The following is a 15,266-nucleotide window of genomic DNA, read 5'->3' as shown; positions in this document are numbered from 1 at the left end:
AAGTTGGTTATAATGACAAAATTATCTATCAATTTGAAAAATATTGCACTGCAAATTTCTCTACTTCAGAGTAATAATTAAGAAAACTATCAAACGATAGTAAAGAATAATTATTAAACACATGTTTTAGAGGCAGTATTATGCAAGTAAACCGCGAACTTTTTGACCACGTCATGGTGCCAAACTACAACCCTTCAGAAGTTATCCCTGTTAAAGGTAAAGGATCACGAGTTTGGGATCAAAAAGGTGATGAGTACATCGATTTCGCAGGTGGCATCGCTGTAAACTGTTTAGGTCATAGTCATCCAAATCTTGTTAATGCATTAAAAGAGCAAGGCGAGAAAATTTGGCATCTATCAAATGTAATGACCAATGAGCCTGCGCTTAGACTTGCTAAAAAGATTACTGATGCAACATTCGCTGATAAAGTCTACTTTGCAAACTCAGGCGCTGAAGCAAACGAAGCCGCACTTAAACTTGCTCGCCGTTTTGCACTTGATAACTATGGTGAGCACAAATCTAAAATTATTGCTTTTAACAAAGGCTTCCACGGCCGTACTTTCTTCACTGTGACAGTTGGTGGTCAAGCAGCTTACTCTGACGGCTTTGGCCCTAAACCTGCTGATATCGTGCATTGTGATTACAACGATTTAGAAACATTAAAGTCACTAATGGATGACAACACATGTGCAGTTATGATGGAACCGCTTCAAGGTGAAGGCGGTATTATCTCTCCCACGCAAGAATTTGCTGAAGGTGTAAGAGCATTATGTGACCAGCACAATGCATTGCTAATTTTTGATGAAGTGCAAACTGGCGTAGGACGCACAGGTCATCTTTATGCATACCAAGGTTTAAATGTAACACCTGATATTTTAACAACAGCAAAAGCACTTGGCGGTGGCTTTCCAATTGGTGCAATGATCACAACAACTGATATTGCTAAACACCTTAAAATCGGTACTCACGGCTCAACATATGGCGGTAACCCTTTAGCTTGTGCTGTCGCTGAAGCGGCTTTTGATACAGTAAATACCGAATCTGTTCTTACTGGCGTTCAACAAAAAGAAGCTTTGTTCCGCGAACTGCTAGAAGCTATCAACACCAAATACAATGTATTCAGTGAAATCCGCGGTAAGGGTCTACTTTTAGGTGCTGTTCTGAATGAACAGTTTGAAGGTCGTGCACGTGATTTCTTAGTTGCGAGTATGAAGCATGGATTAATGACACTTGTAGCGGGTACTAATGTCGTTCGTTTCACACCATCACTTGTGATTGAAGAAGACGATATTAAAGCAGGCCTTGCTCGTTTTGAGCTTGCAGTTGCAGATGTTGTAAACGGCTAAAATAGGATTGGGGTCTATTGGCCCCTCACTTTAATATGCAAATCTTAAGACCAATAAAAAACACTGACTTTGCAGCTTTAAAGCAAATCGCAATAGAGTCTGGTCATGGCTTCACATCTTTGCCTGTTGATGACAACCTACTTCAAGATAAAATTTCACGTTCTGAAAATAGTTTCTCAAAACATATTGAGACACCTTTTGATGAAGGTTATTTGTTTGTATTAGAAGATACAAAGACTAATGAAATTGTTGGCACAACAGCGATTGAAGCTGCGGTTGGAACACAAGTTCCCCTTTACCACTATCACTTAGGTAAAACGGTTCACCATTCAAGTACATTAAACGTGTATAACACTGTTGAAATATTGAGTATGTGTAATGATTACACGGGTTGCTCTGAAATCTGTACTTTATTTTTACGCGAACAATACCGCAAAGGTCTTGCTGGTCGATTTTTAAGCCGTATTCGTTTTGCTTTTATGGCAGATCAAAGTAGTCGTTTTAGTGATACTGTAATTGCAGAAATGCGCGGAGTAAGTGACGCTCAAGGCCATTCTCCTTTTTGGCAATGGTTGCAAGAGCACTTCTTTTCAATTGAATTTCCTCAAGCAGACCATTTGGTTGGTTTAGGTGACAAGGTATTTATCAGCGAACTAATGCCTAAGTACCCTATTTACGCGAACTTACTAAGTGATGAGGCTCAAGCAGTTATCGGTCATGTACATGAAAAAACTAAGCCTGCACTGAGACTCCTTCAAAAAGAAGGGTTTGAGCATAGAGGTTATGTAGATTTATTTGATGCTGGCCCAACAATAGAAGCAAAACTAGACAATATCAGAACCGTTCAAGAGTCTTATATTGTTCCTGTGAAAATAGTCGACTCTGTCAACTGTGAACAAACCTATGCCATTTCGAATCAAAAGCTCTCTGATTTTAAAGCCGTGTTCACAGATAACGTACTGTTAGACAAAGAAGAGTTACTACTCACAATTGCTCGTGCAGAAGCTGAAGCACTTAGCCTAAAAAATGGCGATACAGTAAGAATTTTTGCACTTTAAGACGCAAATAACTAATTAAAATTGGTATGAGATTATGTGTCGTGCTTAATCGATACATAAACTGAGCGGCTAAGCCGTCAAATTAAGGAACCATTATGCACAACAATGTTGACACACTATTTGATAACCTTTGGTCTAACTATTTAGAAGTTACACCTTCAGCAATTAAAGTTCATGAGCTACTAGGCTCTACGCAGCAGTCTGACGTTATTAACGATCATATTGCACTACGTACTTTTAACATAGAAAAAGTAGGCTTAGAAAAGCTTGCTGCGCATTTTCTAGCGGTTGGTTACAAAGAATGTGGTGAATACCATTTCGAAGCAAAAAAACTATACGCAAAACACTTCGAGCATTCAGATCCAACTAAACCAAAAGTATTCATCTCTGAATTACTTGTTGAAAAGTGCTCTGAGTCTTTACAGAAAATTGTTAAAGAAATGGTCGAACAAATTGATGAAAGTGCTGTAACTGCAGATAATTTCTTATACTCCGGCACGCATTGGCAAGTAAGTAATGAAACCTACAAAGCTTTACTTGAAGAAAGTGAATATGCTGCTTGGATGTCTGCATGGGGATACCGTGCTAATCACTTCACTGTAAGCATTAATCATCTCGCGAACTTTGAGACTATCGAAGCGGTAAATACTTCTTTAAAAGAAGCTGGGTTTGAATTGAATGCTTCAGGTGGTGAAATCAAAGGGTCACCAGAAGTGCTATTAGAGCAATCATCTACATTGGCCGATCACGCAAATGTAGTATTCTCTGATGGTGAGTTTGCAATTCCAAGCTGTTTCTACGAGTTTGCACTGCGTTACAACAAACCAGATGGTGAAATCTATACTGGATTTGTTGCGGCGTCTGCTGACAAAATCTTCGAAAGCACAAACGCTCGTTAATTCGTTGAGTTTATTGGGAACTTGATGATAAATTGAGTTCCCTTGCCAACAATACTCGAACAATTAATCGTCCCGTTTAATTGCTGAGAAATAATGTTATAAACCAAGTGCATCCCTAAACCACTTCCACCACTTTCCCTATTCGTAGTGAAAAACGGATCAAAAATACACTCTAACACATCACTGGGCATACCTTTTCCATTGTCTGATATCAGAATACTGACTTCATCACGTGGTTGAGACAGCAAAACATTAACTTCACCAGACTCGTGTTTTCCAAATGCATGAACTAGCGCGTTTTCTATAATATTTGTAATAACTTGTGCTATTGCACCTGGGCTACAAAGCACTTCTATTTCAACCGGGTTTGGTTCTAGGTGAACCTTATGAGATGAGTTTTTAATCCTCGGCTTTAAAGTACAGATCACATCTTCTAAATAAGCATTCAACTCTATCTTGCGTAATAATTCAGAAGATTGATCTACAGAGACTTGTTTAAAGCTGGCAACCAATTCAGCAGTTCTATGTAAATTACTTTTTAGAATAAAGCAGCCTTCTTTGAAATCAGAAATAACTTTAATCAATTGGTGTTTTGTTAACTGACATGATTGCAGCTTCTCTTCTAGATGTATCACTTCATCTTCAACAAATGATGCAGCTGTGATGGCAACGCCAACAGGAGTATTAATTTCATGCGCTATCCCAGCAACCAATCGTCCGAGTGACGCATGCTTTTCTTGTTCAATCAATTTTTTCTGTATAGTTTGCAAATCAGAAAGCGCCTTTAAAGCTTCTTCAGTTTTGTAATTAAGTTCATCTGTACGCGTTTTGACTTTAAGCTCTAGGTCAAGGTTGAGCTTATCTAATTCACTTTGTGTCTTAGTAAGCGCTGTATTAGCTTGATTAATTTCTGCTATATGAGTGTTGACTTGCTGATAGACAAAATTTAACTCAGTAATAATTGGCGTGAATTCGTTTTGCTCGTCATAAACAATGTTTTGAACGGTTACTTTTTCGTTATCAGTATGCTTTATAGAGCCTTTAATTTGGCTAAGTACTAAATCAAAAGGCTTAAAAAGGCGCTTCATAATAAAGATAATCAAGAAAATGAAAGTGATACCGATAATTGCACCTCCCAATAAAGTGACTTGAGATACCGCCCTCACTTCTTTATCGATGTCTTTATGCGGGCTGAAAAACCCCAATATAAAACCGCTTTTAGTCTCTAGAAAATACAAGTCATACAGTTTACCGTTTATCGGTAAACTTTTAAAAGTATTGAACTTAGTATTTGATGAACCACGATACAATGGCTTAACCCACCCTTCATCTGGTGTCGTTTGCATCACCAACTCCGATTTTAAAGGAAAGCTGATAATTCTATTTGATGCTTTATGGATTAACAGCGGTGAAGAGTTATCAGTAATCTTCACTGTTTCTAAAAATGCGGTAAGTGCAGCCAATGACCAATCTACTGTTGCCATACCAATCATATCGCCATTGGTTAAAATAATAGGCGCGTCGACTGTCATCATGGGAGCCAAGCTACCCGCTTCGTCTACATAAGGATGTGTCCAGACAACTGGAAGCGCGTTTTCTGCAGCTTGTTTTCCTAACTGATACCAATCTTGACTATGGTAATCATATTGCTCACCACTTAACTCCCAACTAAATAATATACGTTTATTATTTCGATATACATAAGGTCCGAAATATTGTGTATCTTCAAACATTCGCATAGGTTCAAACCAAACACCACCACCTAAGGCAAGTTCAAAAAATGAAAAGTGCTGTTCTAAAATGGCACTAAACTTCTGTTTTAGCTCTGACTTTTCAAAATTCGATTTATTGTGTTCAAGATAAAGAGAGAGGCCGTGTTGTGCTAGGTTGTAGGCGCTTTGTTCCATCAATGAGATTGTGTGGTCTATTTTATTAGCGCTAGATTTGAAGGTTTCGATGATTTCTTGTTCTTTTACCTCTGAAAGCGCACGACTGTAATGAACATTACTAAATAATACAATTGACGAATAGGCCAAAATTTCAAAAATTACCACAAACAGTAAAATACGTGTTTTGATATTTAAAGTAGGCATATTCACTAAACGAGATTGTATCTGTTTTAAGCATATATCAAAGTGAAAGATGCGCTATTAATATGTCACATTATTATTTCTCTAAATGCAATTTTATTTTCTTTATTGAGAAAGTAAAAAAATCTTCGGCGAGAATTAAATTTCCACAATAGTAGTGATTAGCTTCTCGCCTTAAACTTTCAAGTCCATGCTCTCCATGATATCGGACACTAAAATGAGTTAGAATTAGCGTTGGGATTTGCTGAAGCTGCGCAAATTCTGCAACTCTTTTCGCATCTGAATGGCCAGTATGAAACCCCACCTTGTGTAGGTCACTATGTGTAAAAGTCGACTCATGCACTAATACATCAATATCAGAACACCAATTAGCAACAAGAGCCGGTCTTTCGTTATCTCCGCAAACAATGACTCGACGCGTTTGCCAACTTTGAAATGTGTAATCTTTACTTGAAAGTAGTTGTGAACCAAATACAACATCTTCTCCTTTTTGTAATTTATTGTAATGAGGGCCACTTTTTATGCTGTCTTTTGTTAGTTTTTCAATTTTAAGCTTTTTTGGGATCAGCTTTTCTGAAACCTTAAAACCAAAGCTAGAAACTCTGTGCTTTAAGGCGATGACTTCAATATCACAAAAATTGAAATCAGATGAACCTTCCATTTCACTAATATCATGCGTAATTAAATCAAAGGAGAGTCTCGTATCAGACATATGGAAAGTTGCGTGCAACCATGCAATTACTTTTTTAGGCGCGATAATGTGAACAGGAGACATTTTTCCATTCATCGACATAGAAGATAATAACCCGGGCAAACCATAACAGTGGTCTCCATGTACATGACTAATACAGATCACATCTAAATGAAAAAAGGAGAGAGAAGACTTTAAGAGTTGATGCTGTGTTGCCTCGCCACAATCAACCATAACCCATGATTTTGTTTTATCGAATGAAATTGCTGTGGACGACGTGTTTCTAGTTTGACTAGGTACACCTGATGAAGTACCGAGAAAGTGAATGTGCATATTAAAGACGGTAAACGTTTAGTTGAGCCTATATTGCCAAATTGTCAGGTTTTCGTCATGGTGTTTGTCCTGTTTTTACTGTGAATTAACGGTAAAAAAATGATTTCAAATTAAAAAAGTGATAGGTTATGCGGCAATTTTGGTATTGAGTAATTTTCATTATGTCGAACGCAGTTGAGACAAAGCCTGAAAATCAACAATCAACAGAACAAAAGCCACAGGGTTTGTTTAATCGCTTTTTAGCAACTGTTGAATTTTTAGGTAATTTGTTACCCCACCCTATCACGCTATTTGCTATGTTTTGTATTGCCATTGTTATTTTCAGTGGTATAGCAGATTGGTTTGGCTTAAGCGCCATTGACCCTCGTCCAGAAGGCGCTAAAGGACGTGATCCTGATGGGGTCATCGAAGTTGTAAGTCTTTTAAGCTCTGAAGGTCTACAACGTATCGTTACAGGCCTTGTAACTAACTTCACAGGCTTCGCGCCATTAGGAACTGTGTTGGTTGCACTTCTGGGTGTAAGTGTTGCAGAGCACTCAGGCATGCTTTCGGCAGCGATGCGCGGTATGGTGATGGGTGCTTCAAAGCGCCTTGTTACTTTTATGGTTGTTTTCGCCGCAATCTTGTCAAATACAGCATCTGAATTAGGCTATGTTGTTTTAATTCCGCTTGCTGCAATGATTTTCCATAGCCTGGGTCGTCACCCACTTGCGGGTTTAGCTGCGGCGTTTGCTGGTGTTTCAGGTGGCTATAGTGCAAACCTTTTACTCGGCACAATTGATCCGCTACTTGCCGGTATAACAACACCTGCGGCCCAGATGATTGACCCAACTTATGAAGTCGGCCCTGAGGCGAACTGGTACTTCATGATGATCTCAGTATTCCTAATTGCCATCGTTGGTACATTGGTTACAGAAAAAATTGTTGAACCGCGTCTTGGAAAGTACAATCCAGACGAAGCAAGCATCGACTTAAGTGAAAACAACATTGAAAAATTAAGTGCGAAAGAAAAGTCTGGTTTGAAATGGGCTGGTGTTTCTCTGCTTGTTGTGTCTGCGCTTCTTGCATTAACCATCGTGCCTGAAAATGGTATTTTACGTCACCCTGAAACCGGTGAAGTAGCTGGCTCTCCATTCCTAAAAGGTATCGTAGTATTTATCTTTGTTACCTTTGCAATCCCTGGCTTCGTATATGGCCGTGTTGTTGGTACCATGAAGAATGACCGCGACGTCATTGACGCAATGAGTAAGTCAATGGGCTCTATGGGTATGTACATTGTACTTGTATTCTTTGCGGCTCAGTTCGTTGCTTTCTTTAAATGGACAAACCTTGGTACTATTTTAGCAATTAATGGCGCAGCACTTCTTCAAGCGCTTAATTTAACTGGCCCTGAAGTATTTGTACTATTTATTTTTATGTGTGCATTAGTAAACTTAAGCTTAGGCTCATCTTCTGCTCAGTGGGCTGTGACGGCTCCTATCTTCGTACCAATGTTAATGTTAATTGGTTATGCGCCAGAAACTATTCAAGCCGCATATCGTATTGGTGACTCAGTAACTAACCTGATCACACCAATGATGAGTTACTTTGGCCTAATACTCGCAGTTGCGACTAAATACAAAAAAGATATGGGTATCGGTACGCTAGTAGCAACCATGCTTCCGTACAGTATGTTCTTCTTTGTTGGATGGGTTGCTCTGTTTTATATTTGGGTGTTCGGTTTTGGTCTACCTGTAGGCCCTAACTCGCCGATTTACTATACGCCTTAGTCAGTAGCTGAACCAGCATTTTAAAGCTATAAAACGGCAACTCAGGTTGCCGTTTTTGTGTGTAAAGAGAAGTATTTTCTTGATTAAACTGATTATCTCACCTAGGTTTTTCAAGTACCATTTACTGAAAGGACACTGCTATCGAAAAACTCTAACTATCTAGGTGAAGTATGTATACTCTGTTTTACTACCCTTGTAATGCCAGTCTTGCCCCTCATTTTGTATTAAAAGCAATTAATGCGCCCTATCAACTAGAACTTGTAGACAGAAAAAAACTGGCTCAAAAGTCAGCCCAATATTTATCAATCAATCCGACAGGACGGATCCCAACTTTGGTTGATGATGAATTTGTTCTATTCGAAAGCGCAGCAATTTGCTTATACCTTGCAGAAAAACACTCCGAAGCTTCTCTTATTCCTGCAGAAATAAAACAAAAGGCAATTTTCAATCAATGGTTGATGTATTTAACTAGTACACTGCAAACTGAACTGATGACTTACTTTTATCCAGAAAGGCACACACAAAACGCATTAATTTACGATGACATTGTTAGGACACAGCAAACAAGATTAAAAGATGTATTACAGCTCATTGATAACCAACTCAACGATAATACCTATTTAGTTGGTGAATCAATTACTGTCTGTGATTATATTTTATTTATGCTGTGTATTTGGGCCGACGAAATTCAGAATCCACCATTGAGCTTTAATAATTTAAATAGATATTTAAAAACCATGGCAAGAGATGATGCAATACAACAAGCCTGTAGAATTGAAGAGATAAGCCTCGCAGCATATTCGATTTAATCATTGAAGAGAAAAACTTAAAAAGGTTGCACTTGGCAACCTTTTAAGTAATTAGCATTAAAAAAACTTATTTACTCAACTTTAAAGACTTACCTTTAATCTGCTTTCTCACATTCGCGATACGCGCTCTGTTTTTCGCTCTCGCTTCACCACTTGCCTGATTACTAGGGCGGTTAGTTTTTGGCTTTCTACGTTGATGTGAAGGCTTTTTAGTTAAGTTTTTAATTAGACTTTCACGACTGCTTACTTCATAGCCAGGTAAATAATAGCGCTTAATTTGTTGGCCAATTAACTCTTCAATATGCAGTAATACTTGCTCTTCCTCACGAGCAACAAATGAAATTGCTTGGCCCTGCTGACCCGCACGACCGGTTCTACCAATACGGTGTACGTAATCTTCTGCAAGATAAGGTAGATCATAGTTAACCACACGAGGCAAACCTTCGATATCAATTCCGCGCGCCGCAACTTCAGTGGCAACTAATACGCGAACCTTGCCTTCTTTGAACTCACGTAAAGCACGACGTCTAGCACCTTGCTTTTTATCGCCATGACACACAGTGGCAGGTATACCATCAAGATTAAGTTCTTTCACTATGTCGTCAGCAACATCTTTCATGTTCACAAATACAAGAACTTGTTGCCAATTCTTCTTACCAATCAACTCAGAAAGAAGCTCTTGTTTTCTGCCTTGCTCAACAGGATAAACAATATGCCTTACCGTTTCTGCTGTTGTGTTTTCAGGTGTGACTTGAACAAACTTAGGGTGTTTTAAAACTTGACGTGCAAACTGTTTCATTGCCGTTGGGAAAGTTGCCGAGAAGAATAATTGTTGTTTATGTTCATGACATAGCTCTATTACTTTTTGGATGTCAGTAATAAAGCCCATATCGAGTAGTCTGTCTGCTTCATCTAACACTAAATGCTTTACCTGAGACAGATTTACACTACCCAGACGTAAGTGATCAAGAAGCCTGCCTGGTGTTGCAACCAAAATATCACAGCCGGAGTTCAATTGTTCTTCTTGTCCAGCAGTATTCACACCACCAAATAAAGCAACCACATTAAGGTCGGTATATTTAGCAAATTGTTTGCAATTATTTGCAATTTGTTCTGCTAGCTCACGGGTTGGCGCTATGATCAAAGCTCTAGGATGTTGCTCAGCATGTTCAAAAATATTCTGTATGATTGGCAAACTAAAAGCGGCTGTTTTACCTGTACCAGTTTGAGCTGTAGCAAGTACATCATGCCCTTTTCTTACAACAGGGATAGCAGCTTGCTGAATTGGTGTAAGGGTGTGAAATTCTAATTCGTCTAGTGCTTGCAGAATAAGCGGAGAAAAACTAAAAGATTTGAAATTCATAACAAAAACCTGCGGCCAATCATTAAAAGGCCGCAGATTATACGTCAATTAGTGAGTTCTAACAAAGAATAATTGACTCAGAGTCTAGTAATCTTGGTGCATTACCAACATAACTACCCGTTGCTAGTTCAGAAATTAATTGTAAGCCTTGTTGTTGTTGAGATGTACTTAATGGAACATAAGGTAATCTAAAGACAGGCTTTACAGCACAGGTCATCATAAGCGCCGTGTTTATTGCGATCGGGTTAGGTTCGCAGAATAACCAAGAGACTAGTGGCTGCAATGATTGATTCAGTTCGTCATTACGTTCGTTCATCAAACTTCTAAACTGCTTAGGCACAATATTAGAAGTAACTGAAATGACACCATGTGCACCATGTAAATGTCTTGCATCGTGTGCCTCATCGTCATTACCGGACCAGCATGCAATACCTTGTTGTTCATAGTGAGCAATACGTTCATTACCTGCACACTCTTTAACACCAATAAAATTGTCATGCTTCGAAAGAGGCTCAATGATATCTGGCGTTAAATCCTGCCCCGTTCTTCCCGGTACGTTGTAAATAAATGCAGGGCCAATTTCGAGCACTTTTTCGAAGTGTTTTACAACACCTTCAACTGAAGTGCGACCATAGTAAGGGTTTATCTGTAATGCAGCATCCATTCCAGTTGCGAAACCGTATTCTGTTGCTTTAACAGCTTCACGGGTATTATTGCTGCCCGTATTACCGATAACTAAAATTTGTTGCTTGTACTTACTTACAGTATGCGCAATTAACATTAGGTGCTCTTCCCAATTCATTAATTGGCCTTCACCAGTTGTACCACCGACGATAATACCGTCGACACCCGCTTCAATTTGTAGCTCGACTAATTTGTCGTAGGCGAGTAAATCGATTTCGCCAGTTGCTAAATAAGGAGTTTTTATCGCGGTGATCAAGCTTGCTTGTTGTAGTTTTTCGTTAATCTGCATGTTTACAAGTTTTCTTATTCCAAGTGCCAATATTCTTACATAAAACAGTAGCAGTTCCGAGCTTTCTTTAGACTGAATGACTTGTAAATTGGTTGTATTACTGATTAAATACAAGCACTGTATATTTAACCAGTATCACTATGAGCTTACTTAATTATTTCAATGAAAATTTTTATCAAACTATAGAAATATGCCAATCTGCGAGAGTCAATGTAGATATCTTATTTGAGTGGCAAGAATCAGGTTTGTTTCCAGCGAGCAGTTTCGTTATAGAAAATAAACTTCAAGTCAATTCTTACTTAGGGATCACAGAGCATACAGAGCAGATTGCATATTACCCGAGAGGATATCTAGCTTGGGCTCAGATACTTATAAAGCATAATATTGAGTCATCAAGCCAAGCATTCATGTATTTTGGGAATCTTTATCAACAGACTTTGAATCAGTTAGTGCATGGTTTGCCTGAAACTCTTATCGCCTCATTTACAGAAGATCTAGAAGAATCTATTCAATCGAGTTGGCAATATTTCTTAGTAGGAAAATATGGCGCAATCAGTTCTACAGGAAAGATAGAAGAAATCGTTGCTATCGATCTATTTAAGTATGTTATTTCATTTTTAACTGAAGATTTTAGCTTAGACATACTCGATGAGGAGACACGAAAAATCCTTCATGTTGCACTCAGACAACTTAATAACGCAGTTGCTCTAGACAATCCACTATTGCCAAAACAGCTTATTCGACAGCGTTATATTGAGCGTTTAATAAAGCAATATGATTTATCGGTAAGATGAGCTCACGACTCTAAGTGAGCTCTCATAATTTCAAATGCCTTTAAAACTTTTAATTTATCTTCGCAAAGACCGTCGTACCAAGCATCAAAGCTTTCATCATCTTGTTCAGCTAACACAACATATTCTGCAAGTAACTCAATGATGTCACTATGAGAACAACTCAACTGATCAAGTTGTTTGTTAATGCCACTGTGATCTTTATTTTTGAGCGAATCAATCACGGTGTTATCCAAATTATTTAGCTCTTCCATTGTTGCTTCCCTTTAAAACTTACACCTTATTTATAACAGGCCTACAACGAATAGCTAGAGACAAGGTGTTTGTTTGCACAACAAACCATCAAAATCGAGAAATTTACCTAAAACCCATTTGCAAATAGTTTTCATTTAGAATAACATGCGAGATATTATAACAAAACATAAGAGCATTCTATGAAACCTAATATTCATCCTGATTACGAACAAGTGGCATTTCACGATACTTCTATCGATAAATACTTCATTGTTGGTTCGACAATTAAATCTGATAGAACAGTCGAAATTGATGGCGTAACTTACCCATATGTGCCGATTGATGTTTCAAGTGAATCTCACCCTTTCTATACAGGTAAACAGAAAATTACAGCTTCTGATGGTCGTGTTGCTCAATTCAAGCGCCGCTTCAAAAATCTTGCAAGCAAATAATATAAGGAAAATTTATGAAAGTACTCAGTTCTTTAAAAAGTGCCAAGAGTCGCCCTGGTTGCCAAGTGGTAAAAAGACGTGGCCGAGTATTTGTGATCTGTAAATCTAATCCTAGGTTCAAAGCCGTCCAAGGCATGAAGAAAAAGAAAAAATAAATAAAGCGGCATTTATGCCGCTTTTCTCTATCCAAATAATAGCTCCCAAACACTTGGTGGCTCGTGTAGCTCATGATATTTCTCTCGAAGTACATCAACTTTCTTTAATTTTGCCTTAGCTTTCGTAATTTCACCTTTCTCTACAAAACGCTTTGATTCTTGTAATACGGTGATGACCTTATCTAATCCCTCGATTGATTGCTCTTTTAAATCAGCTTTGAAATTAGCCTTTTTACTTTTTTGAATCAAAATAATCATTTCATCTATTTGACTCATTATTTCTTTACCGTCAGTTGAGCGAACTGCCTTTTTGTACGCATGGCCTATGTTTTTCATTGTTACTGATAAATCGCTTGTCTGTGCAGAAGAACTAAAACTGAACATACTGGCTGAGAAAAGCAATAAAACTAAATAATTCATATAAACTCCGAATGATCGAGTGGACATTATAAGTTTTCTAGAAAAATAAAAAAGCGGTTTGTAAAGCCCCTTTACATGAAGAAATAAGTTGCAGACAAAACTAAGCAAACACCGATTATTTGCTTGCTAGACAGAATTTCTTTATGGAATACGCAACCAATAATTACAGCGAGTACAATGCCAATTCCTCGCTTTATGGCCTCAACTACACCTGGGTTTAGATATTCAAGCGCTGCGAATTGAAGAAATACAGCACCAAAAAACACTACTACTGCAATAAGCCACCACTTAAAATTTCTCAGCAAGGCTCGCCATTGGTAGTCAATTCGCAAACTGATAGACAAAACAGCAATTATTATGGATGTCAAAAACATGCCATGGAATGAACTTGAGCCATGAGTTAATGCTTGTTTATCGAATACAATACAGGTGCCCCATGCAAGTGCAGTAATTAATGCATATAAGCTTGATTTATCACGTGTGTTAATTGACGTGCCAGCAAGTAGCATGATTGCAAACACAACTAATGCAATGCCTAACCACTCGAATTGAGAGAGTAGTTCTTCTAAAAAAAAGAATGAGAACACAGCTGAAATAAACGGTGTACAAGCAGTAATAGATAATACAATTGCAAGTTTGCCTTTCGAGATCGCGAACATAAAACAAACACTGCCTATTGCAGCAAGTACGCCACTTATCGTTGCTGGAAAATAATAAGAACTACTCGGGAATTGAAACCCTTGAAATCCCCACGATAAGAAGAACAAAGGCAGAACACTGACGCTCATTGCAAGCGACAAGAACTTTGGATTAACATGCTGGGCTAGCTCTTTTCTTGCAATATCAAATAAAGACCAGCAAAGCGCACTTAGAAAAGAAAAAATCATATCTTGTTTAGAACTTCTGAAAACTTATTTTGCATGAATTGCGTTATTTTTTTATGTTCAGGTTTCCAGCCATTTAAAAAACGATAGAAATCAGACCATACTATTGGCCATAGAGTACGCCATTCACGCTCTAAAAGTTCATACTCTTTTATGCTCATGGTATTACTCAGTGCATTCTTTAAACTTTCAAAATATAAATTAAGTATTGATTCTTCATACTTTTCACACGCTTCACCATTAAATACACTGGTCATAAACAACATGACATCTTGTAACCCAATACCAGAGCCGACATATTGGAAATCATAGCCAAGTACATTGTAATTTTTATCAAATGCATAGTTTGCTAACTTAGAATCGCCATGTATTAACGTCTTATAGCTAGCCTTGTAAAGTGAGTCTGCCAAATAAATTGCCTGATGTTTTAAATCAATGAATTTCATCTTTTCAAACTCATCAGGCCTTGTTTCAAGATGCCAATAACCGCCTAATGGAAATGGTTCTGATTTGATAAGGGTAAGCCCTTGAGCGTGAAACTGGGCTAACCAATTAACAACTGCATAGATGTGTTCAAGTTTATGAACATCTATGTTTTGAAAACTCTTTGATTTAAAATCTTCTAAAATCAAAACATTTAAAGCCCCAATTCTCTTTGCAAAGTAACAATAGGGTCTTACTTTCTCAAAAGCTGCATGACATGTCGGGTCATTGTAAAAATTGATTTCGTTCAGATAAGACTTATCTTTTCTCTGTTTGGCAAAATCAGTTTGTGAAATGACTTGGTGATTTATGTTTTCTGGAATTTCACTGAGTTTAACTATCACTGGCTGTGAATTAAAGAAGCCTGATTGAATTTGCCCACAACCACTCCAAAGTGATATAGATAAATCTGTGAGCTTAAGCTCAGGTATGTACTTTTCTAAATTACGTGTACTCAAAGCAATGACTTTTAAAATACTATTAAACTTAGATTTATTGTACGCGCCTAAAATAAAA

16 protein-coding genes are annotated in these 15,266 nt (G+C 37.9%); 8 read left to right on the top strand and 8 right to left on the bottom strand.

Going from position 1 to position 15,266, the window contains the following annotated elements; genetic code table 11:
- Nucleotides 1-140 precede the first annotated feature (140 nt).
- From ABMY35_RS15145 to ABMY35_RS15135, 3 genes are all read left to right on the top strand, one after another.
- Nucleotides 141-1,346 (top strand): aspartate aminotransferase family protein, encoded by a 1,206-nt coding sequence (locus ABMY35_RS15145; protein ID WP_349286983.1) that lies wholly within the window; start codon nt 141-143, stop codon nt 1,344-1,346.
- Nucleotides 1,347-1,381: 35 nt separating this feature from the next.
- Nucleotides 1,382-2,404 carry an arginine N-succinyltransferase gene (astA, locus tag ABMY35_RS15140; RefSeq protein WP_349286982.1) on the top strand — a complete coding sequence of 341 codons (1,023 nt, stop codon included), beginning with the start codon at nt 1,382-1,384 and terminating at the stop codon, nt 2,402-2,404.
- Between the two features lie 95 nt (nt 2,405-2,499).
- Nucleotides 2,500-3,303 (top strand): DUF1338 domain-containing protein, encoded by an 804-nt coding sequence (locus ABMY35_RS15135; RefSeq protein ID WP_349286981.1) that lies wholly within the window; start codon nt 2,500-2,502, stop codon nt 3,301-3,303.
- On the opposite strand, the gene ABMY35_RS15130 is transcribed toward ABMY35_RS15135, so the two are convergent.
- Nucleotides 3,300-5,396, bottom strand: coding sequence for an ATP-binding protein (locus ABMY35_RS15130; RefSeq protein ID WP_349286980.1), 2,097 nt, complete (start codon nt 5,394-5,396; stop codon nt 3,300-3,302). The genes ABMY35_RS15135 and ABMY35_RS15130 overlap by 4 nt on opposite strands.
- Before the next feature lie 73 nt (nt 5,397-5,469).
- Entirely contained in the window at nt 5,470-6,417 is a 948-nt protein-coding gene (locus ABMY35_RS15125) for a ribonuclease Z (protein ID WP_349286979.1), read from the bottom strand.
- Between the two features lie 161 nt (nt 6,418-6,578).
- On the opposite strand from ABMY35_RS15125, the gene ABMY35_RS15120 reads away from it, so the two are divergent.
- Both ABMY35_RS15120 and ABMY35_RS15115 read left to right on the top strand, forming a co-directional pair.
- A complete protein-coding gene (locus ABMY35_RS15120) occupies nt 6,579-8,186 on the top strand; it encodes an AbgT family transporter (protein ID WP_349286978.1) in 1,608 nt (535 codons plus the stop codon).
- Nucleotides 8,187-8,356: 170 nt separating this feature from the next.
- Nucleotides 8,357-8,995, top strand: coding sequence for a glutathione S-transferase family protein (locus tag ABMY35_RS15115; RefSeq protein ID WP_349286977.1), 639 nt, complete (start codon nt 8,357-8,359; stop codon nt 8,993-8,995).
- Nucleotides 8,996-9,062: 67 nt separating this feature from the next.
- Here ABMY35_RS15115 and ABMY35_RS15110 read toward each other — a convergent pair whose 3' ends face one another.
- On the bottom strand, nt 9,063-10,358 hold the full coding sequence (locus ABMY35_RS15110) for a DEAD/DEAH box helicase (RefSeq protein WP_349286976.1): 1,296 nt from the start codon (nt 10,356-10,358) through the stop codon (nt 9,063-9,065).
- A 58-nt stretch (nt 10,359-10,416) separates the two neighbouring features.
- The gene (gene dapA / locus ABMY35_RS15105; RefSeq protein WP_349286975.1) at nt 10,417-11,331 is read right to left on the bottom strand and encodes a 4-hydroxy-tetrahydrodipicolinate synthase; all 915 of its coding nucleotides are present in this window, start codon (nt 11,329-11,331) and stop codon (nt 10,417-10,419) included.
- Between the two features lie 140 nt (nt 11,332-11,471).
- Here dapA and ABMY35_RS15100 point away from each other — a divergent pair, with 140 nt between their 5' ends.
- Nucleotides 11,472-12,125 carry a DUF6058 family natural product biosynthesis protein gene (locus tag ABMY35_RS15100; RefSeq protein WP_349286974.1) on the top strand — a complete coding sequence of 218 codons (654 nt, stop codon included), beginning with the start codon at nt 11,472-11,474 and terminating at the stop codon, nt 12,123-12,125.
- Between the two features lie 2 nt (nt 12,126-12,127).
- On the opposite strand, the gene ABMY35_RS15095 is transcribed toward ABMY35_RS15100, so the two are convergent.
- Nucleotides 12,128-12,376 carry a hypothetical protein gene (locus ABMY35_RS15095; RefSeq protein WP_349286973.1) on the bottom strand — a complete coding sequence of 83 codons (249 nt, stop codon included), beginning with the start codon at nt 12,374-12,376 and terminating at the stop codon, nt 12,128-12,130.
- Between the two features lie 180 nt (nt 12,377-12,556).
- On the opposite strand from ABMY35_RS15095, the gene ABMY35_RS15090 reads away from it, so the two are divergent.
- Together ABMY35_RS15090 and ykgO are read left to right on the top strand one after the other, a co-directional pair.
- A complete protein-coding gene (locus ABMY35_RS15090; protein WP_349286972.1) occupies nt 12,557-12,808 on the top strand; it encodes a type B 50S ribosomal protein L31 in 252 nt (83 codons plus the stop codon).
- A gap of 14 nt (nt 12,809-12,822) precedes the next feature.
- Nucleotides 12,823-12,963 carry a type B 50S ribosomal protein L36 gene (gene ykgO, locus ABMY35_RS15085; RefSeq protein ID WP_058032458.1) on the top strand — a complete coding sequence of 47 codons (141 nt, stop codon included), beginning with the start codon at nt 12,823-12,825 and terminating at the stop codon, nt 12,961-12,963.
- Between the two features lie 27 nt (nt 12,964-12,990).
- Here ykgO and ABMY35_RS15080 read toward each other — a convergent pair whose 3' ends face one another.
- The 3 genes from ABMY35_RS15080 to ABMY35_RS15070 form a co-directional block, all read right to left on the bottom strand.
- Complete coding sequence (locus ABMY35_RS15080) at nt 12,991-13,383, bottom strand: cytochrome b562 (RefSeq protein WP_349286971.1); 393 nt, start codon at nt 13,381-13,383, stop codon at nt 12,991-12,993.
- A gap of 71 nt (nt 13,384-13,454) precedes the next feature.
- On the bottom strand, nt 13,455-14,270 hold the full coding sequence (locus ABMY35_RS15075) for an SMR family transporter (protein ID WP_349286970.1): 816 nt from the start codon (nt 14,268-14,270) through the stop codon (nt 13,455-13,457).
- Entirely contained in the window at nt 14,267-15,094 is an 828-nt protein-coding gene (locus ABMY35_RS15070; protein WP_349286969.1) for a kinase, read from the bottom strand. Before ABMY35_RS15070 ends, ABMY35_RS15075 begins: the two co-directional genes overlap by 4 nt.
- Between the last annotated feature and the right edge of the window lie 172 nt (nt 15,095-15,266).

Origin of the sequence: Pseudoalteromonas sp. BZB3 (assembly GCF_040104455.1) — a bacterium.
GTDB lineage: Bacteria > Pseudomonadota > Gammaproteobacteria > Enterobacterales > Alteromonadaceae > Pseudoalteromonas.
The sequence above is the reverse complement of the archived record's forward strand: the minus strand, read 5'-3'. Positions and strand labels throughout refer to the sequence as shown.

Bases quoted from the DNA above. Each gene is read 5' to 3' on its own strand.
- ABMY35_RS15145 (WP_349286983.1), top strand. From the start codon at position 141: ATGCAAGTAAACCGCGAACTTTTTGACCACGTCATGGTGCCAAACTAC.
- astA (WP_349286982.1), top strand. From the start codon at position 1,382: ATGCAAATCTTAAGACCAATAAAAAACACTGACTTTGCAGCTTTAAAG.
- ABMY35_RS15135 (WP_349286981.1), top strand. From the start codon at position 2,500: ATGCACAACAATGTTGACACACTATTTGATAACCTTTGGTCTAACTAT.
- ABMY35_RS15130 (WP_349286980.1), bottom strand. From the start codon at position 5,396: ATGCCTACTTTAAATATCAAAACACGTATTTTACTGTTTGTGGTAATT.
- ABMY35_RS15125 (WP_349286979.1), bottom strand. From the start codon at position 6,417: ATGCACATTCACTTTCTCGGTACTTCATCAGGTGTACCTAGTCAAACT.
- ABMY35_RS15120 (WP_349286978.1), top strand. From the start codon at position 6,579: ATGTCGAACGCAGTTGAGACAAAGCCTGAAAATCAACAATCAACAGAA.
- ABMY35_RS15115 (WP_349286977.1), top strand. From the start codon at position 8,357: ATGTATACTCTGTTTTACTACCCTTGTAATGCCAGTCTTGCCCCTCAT.
- ABMY35_RS15110 (WP_349286976.1), bottom strand. From the start codon at position 10,358: ATGAATTTCAAATCTTTTAGTTTTTCTCCGCTTATTCTGCAAGCACTA.
- dapA (WP_349286975.1), bottom strand. From the start codon at position 11,331: ATGCAGATTAACGAAAAACTACAACAAGCAAGCTTGATCACCGCGATA.
- ABMY35_RS15100 (WP_349286974.1), top strand. From the start codon at position 11,472: ATGAGCTTACTTAATTATTTCAATGAAAATTTTTATCAAACTATAGAA.
- ABMY35_RS15095 (WP_349286973.1), bottom strand. From the start codon at position 12,376: ATGGAAGAGCTAAATAATTTGGATAACACCGTGATTGATTCGCTCAAA.
- ABMY35_RS15090 (WP_349286972.1), top strand. From the start codon at position 12,557: ATGAAACCTAATATTCATCCTGATTACGAACAAGTGGCATTTCACGAT.
- ykgO (WP_058032458.1), top strand. From the start codon at position 12,823: ATGAAAGTACTCAGTTCTTTAAAAAGTGCCAAGAGTCGCCCTGGTTGC.
- ABMY35_RS15080 (WP_349286971.1), bottom strand. From the start codon at position 13,383: ATGAATTATTTAGTTTTATTGCTTTTCTCAGCCAGTATGTTCAGTTTT.
- ABMY35_RS15075 (WP_349286970.1), bottom strand. From the start codon at position 14,270: ATGATTTTTTCTTTTCTAAGTGCGCTTTGCTGGTCTTTATTTGATATT.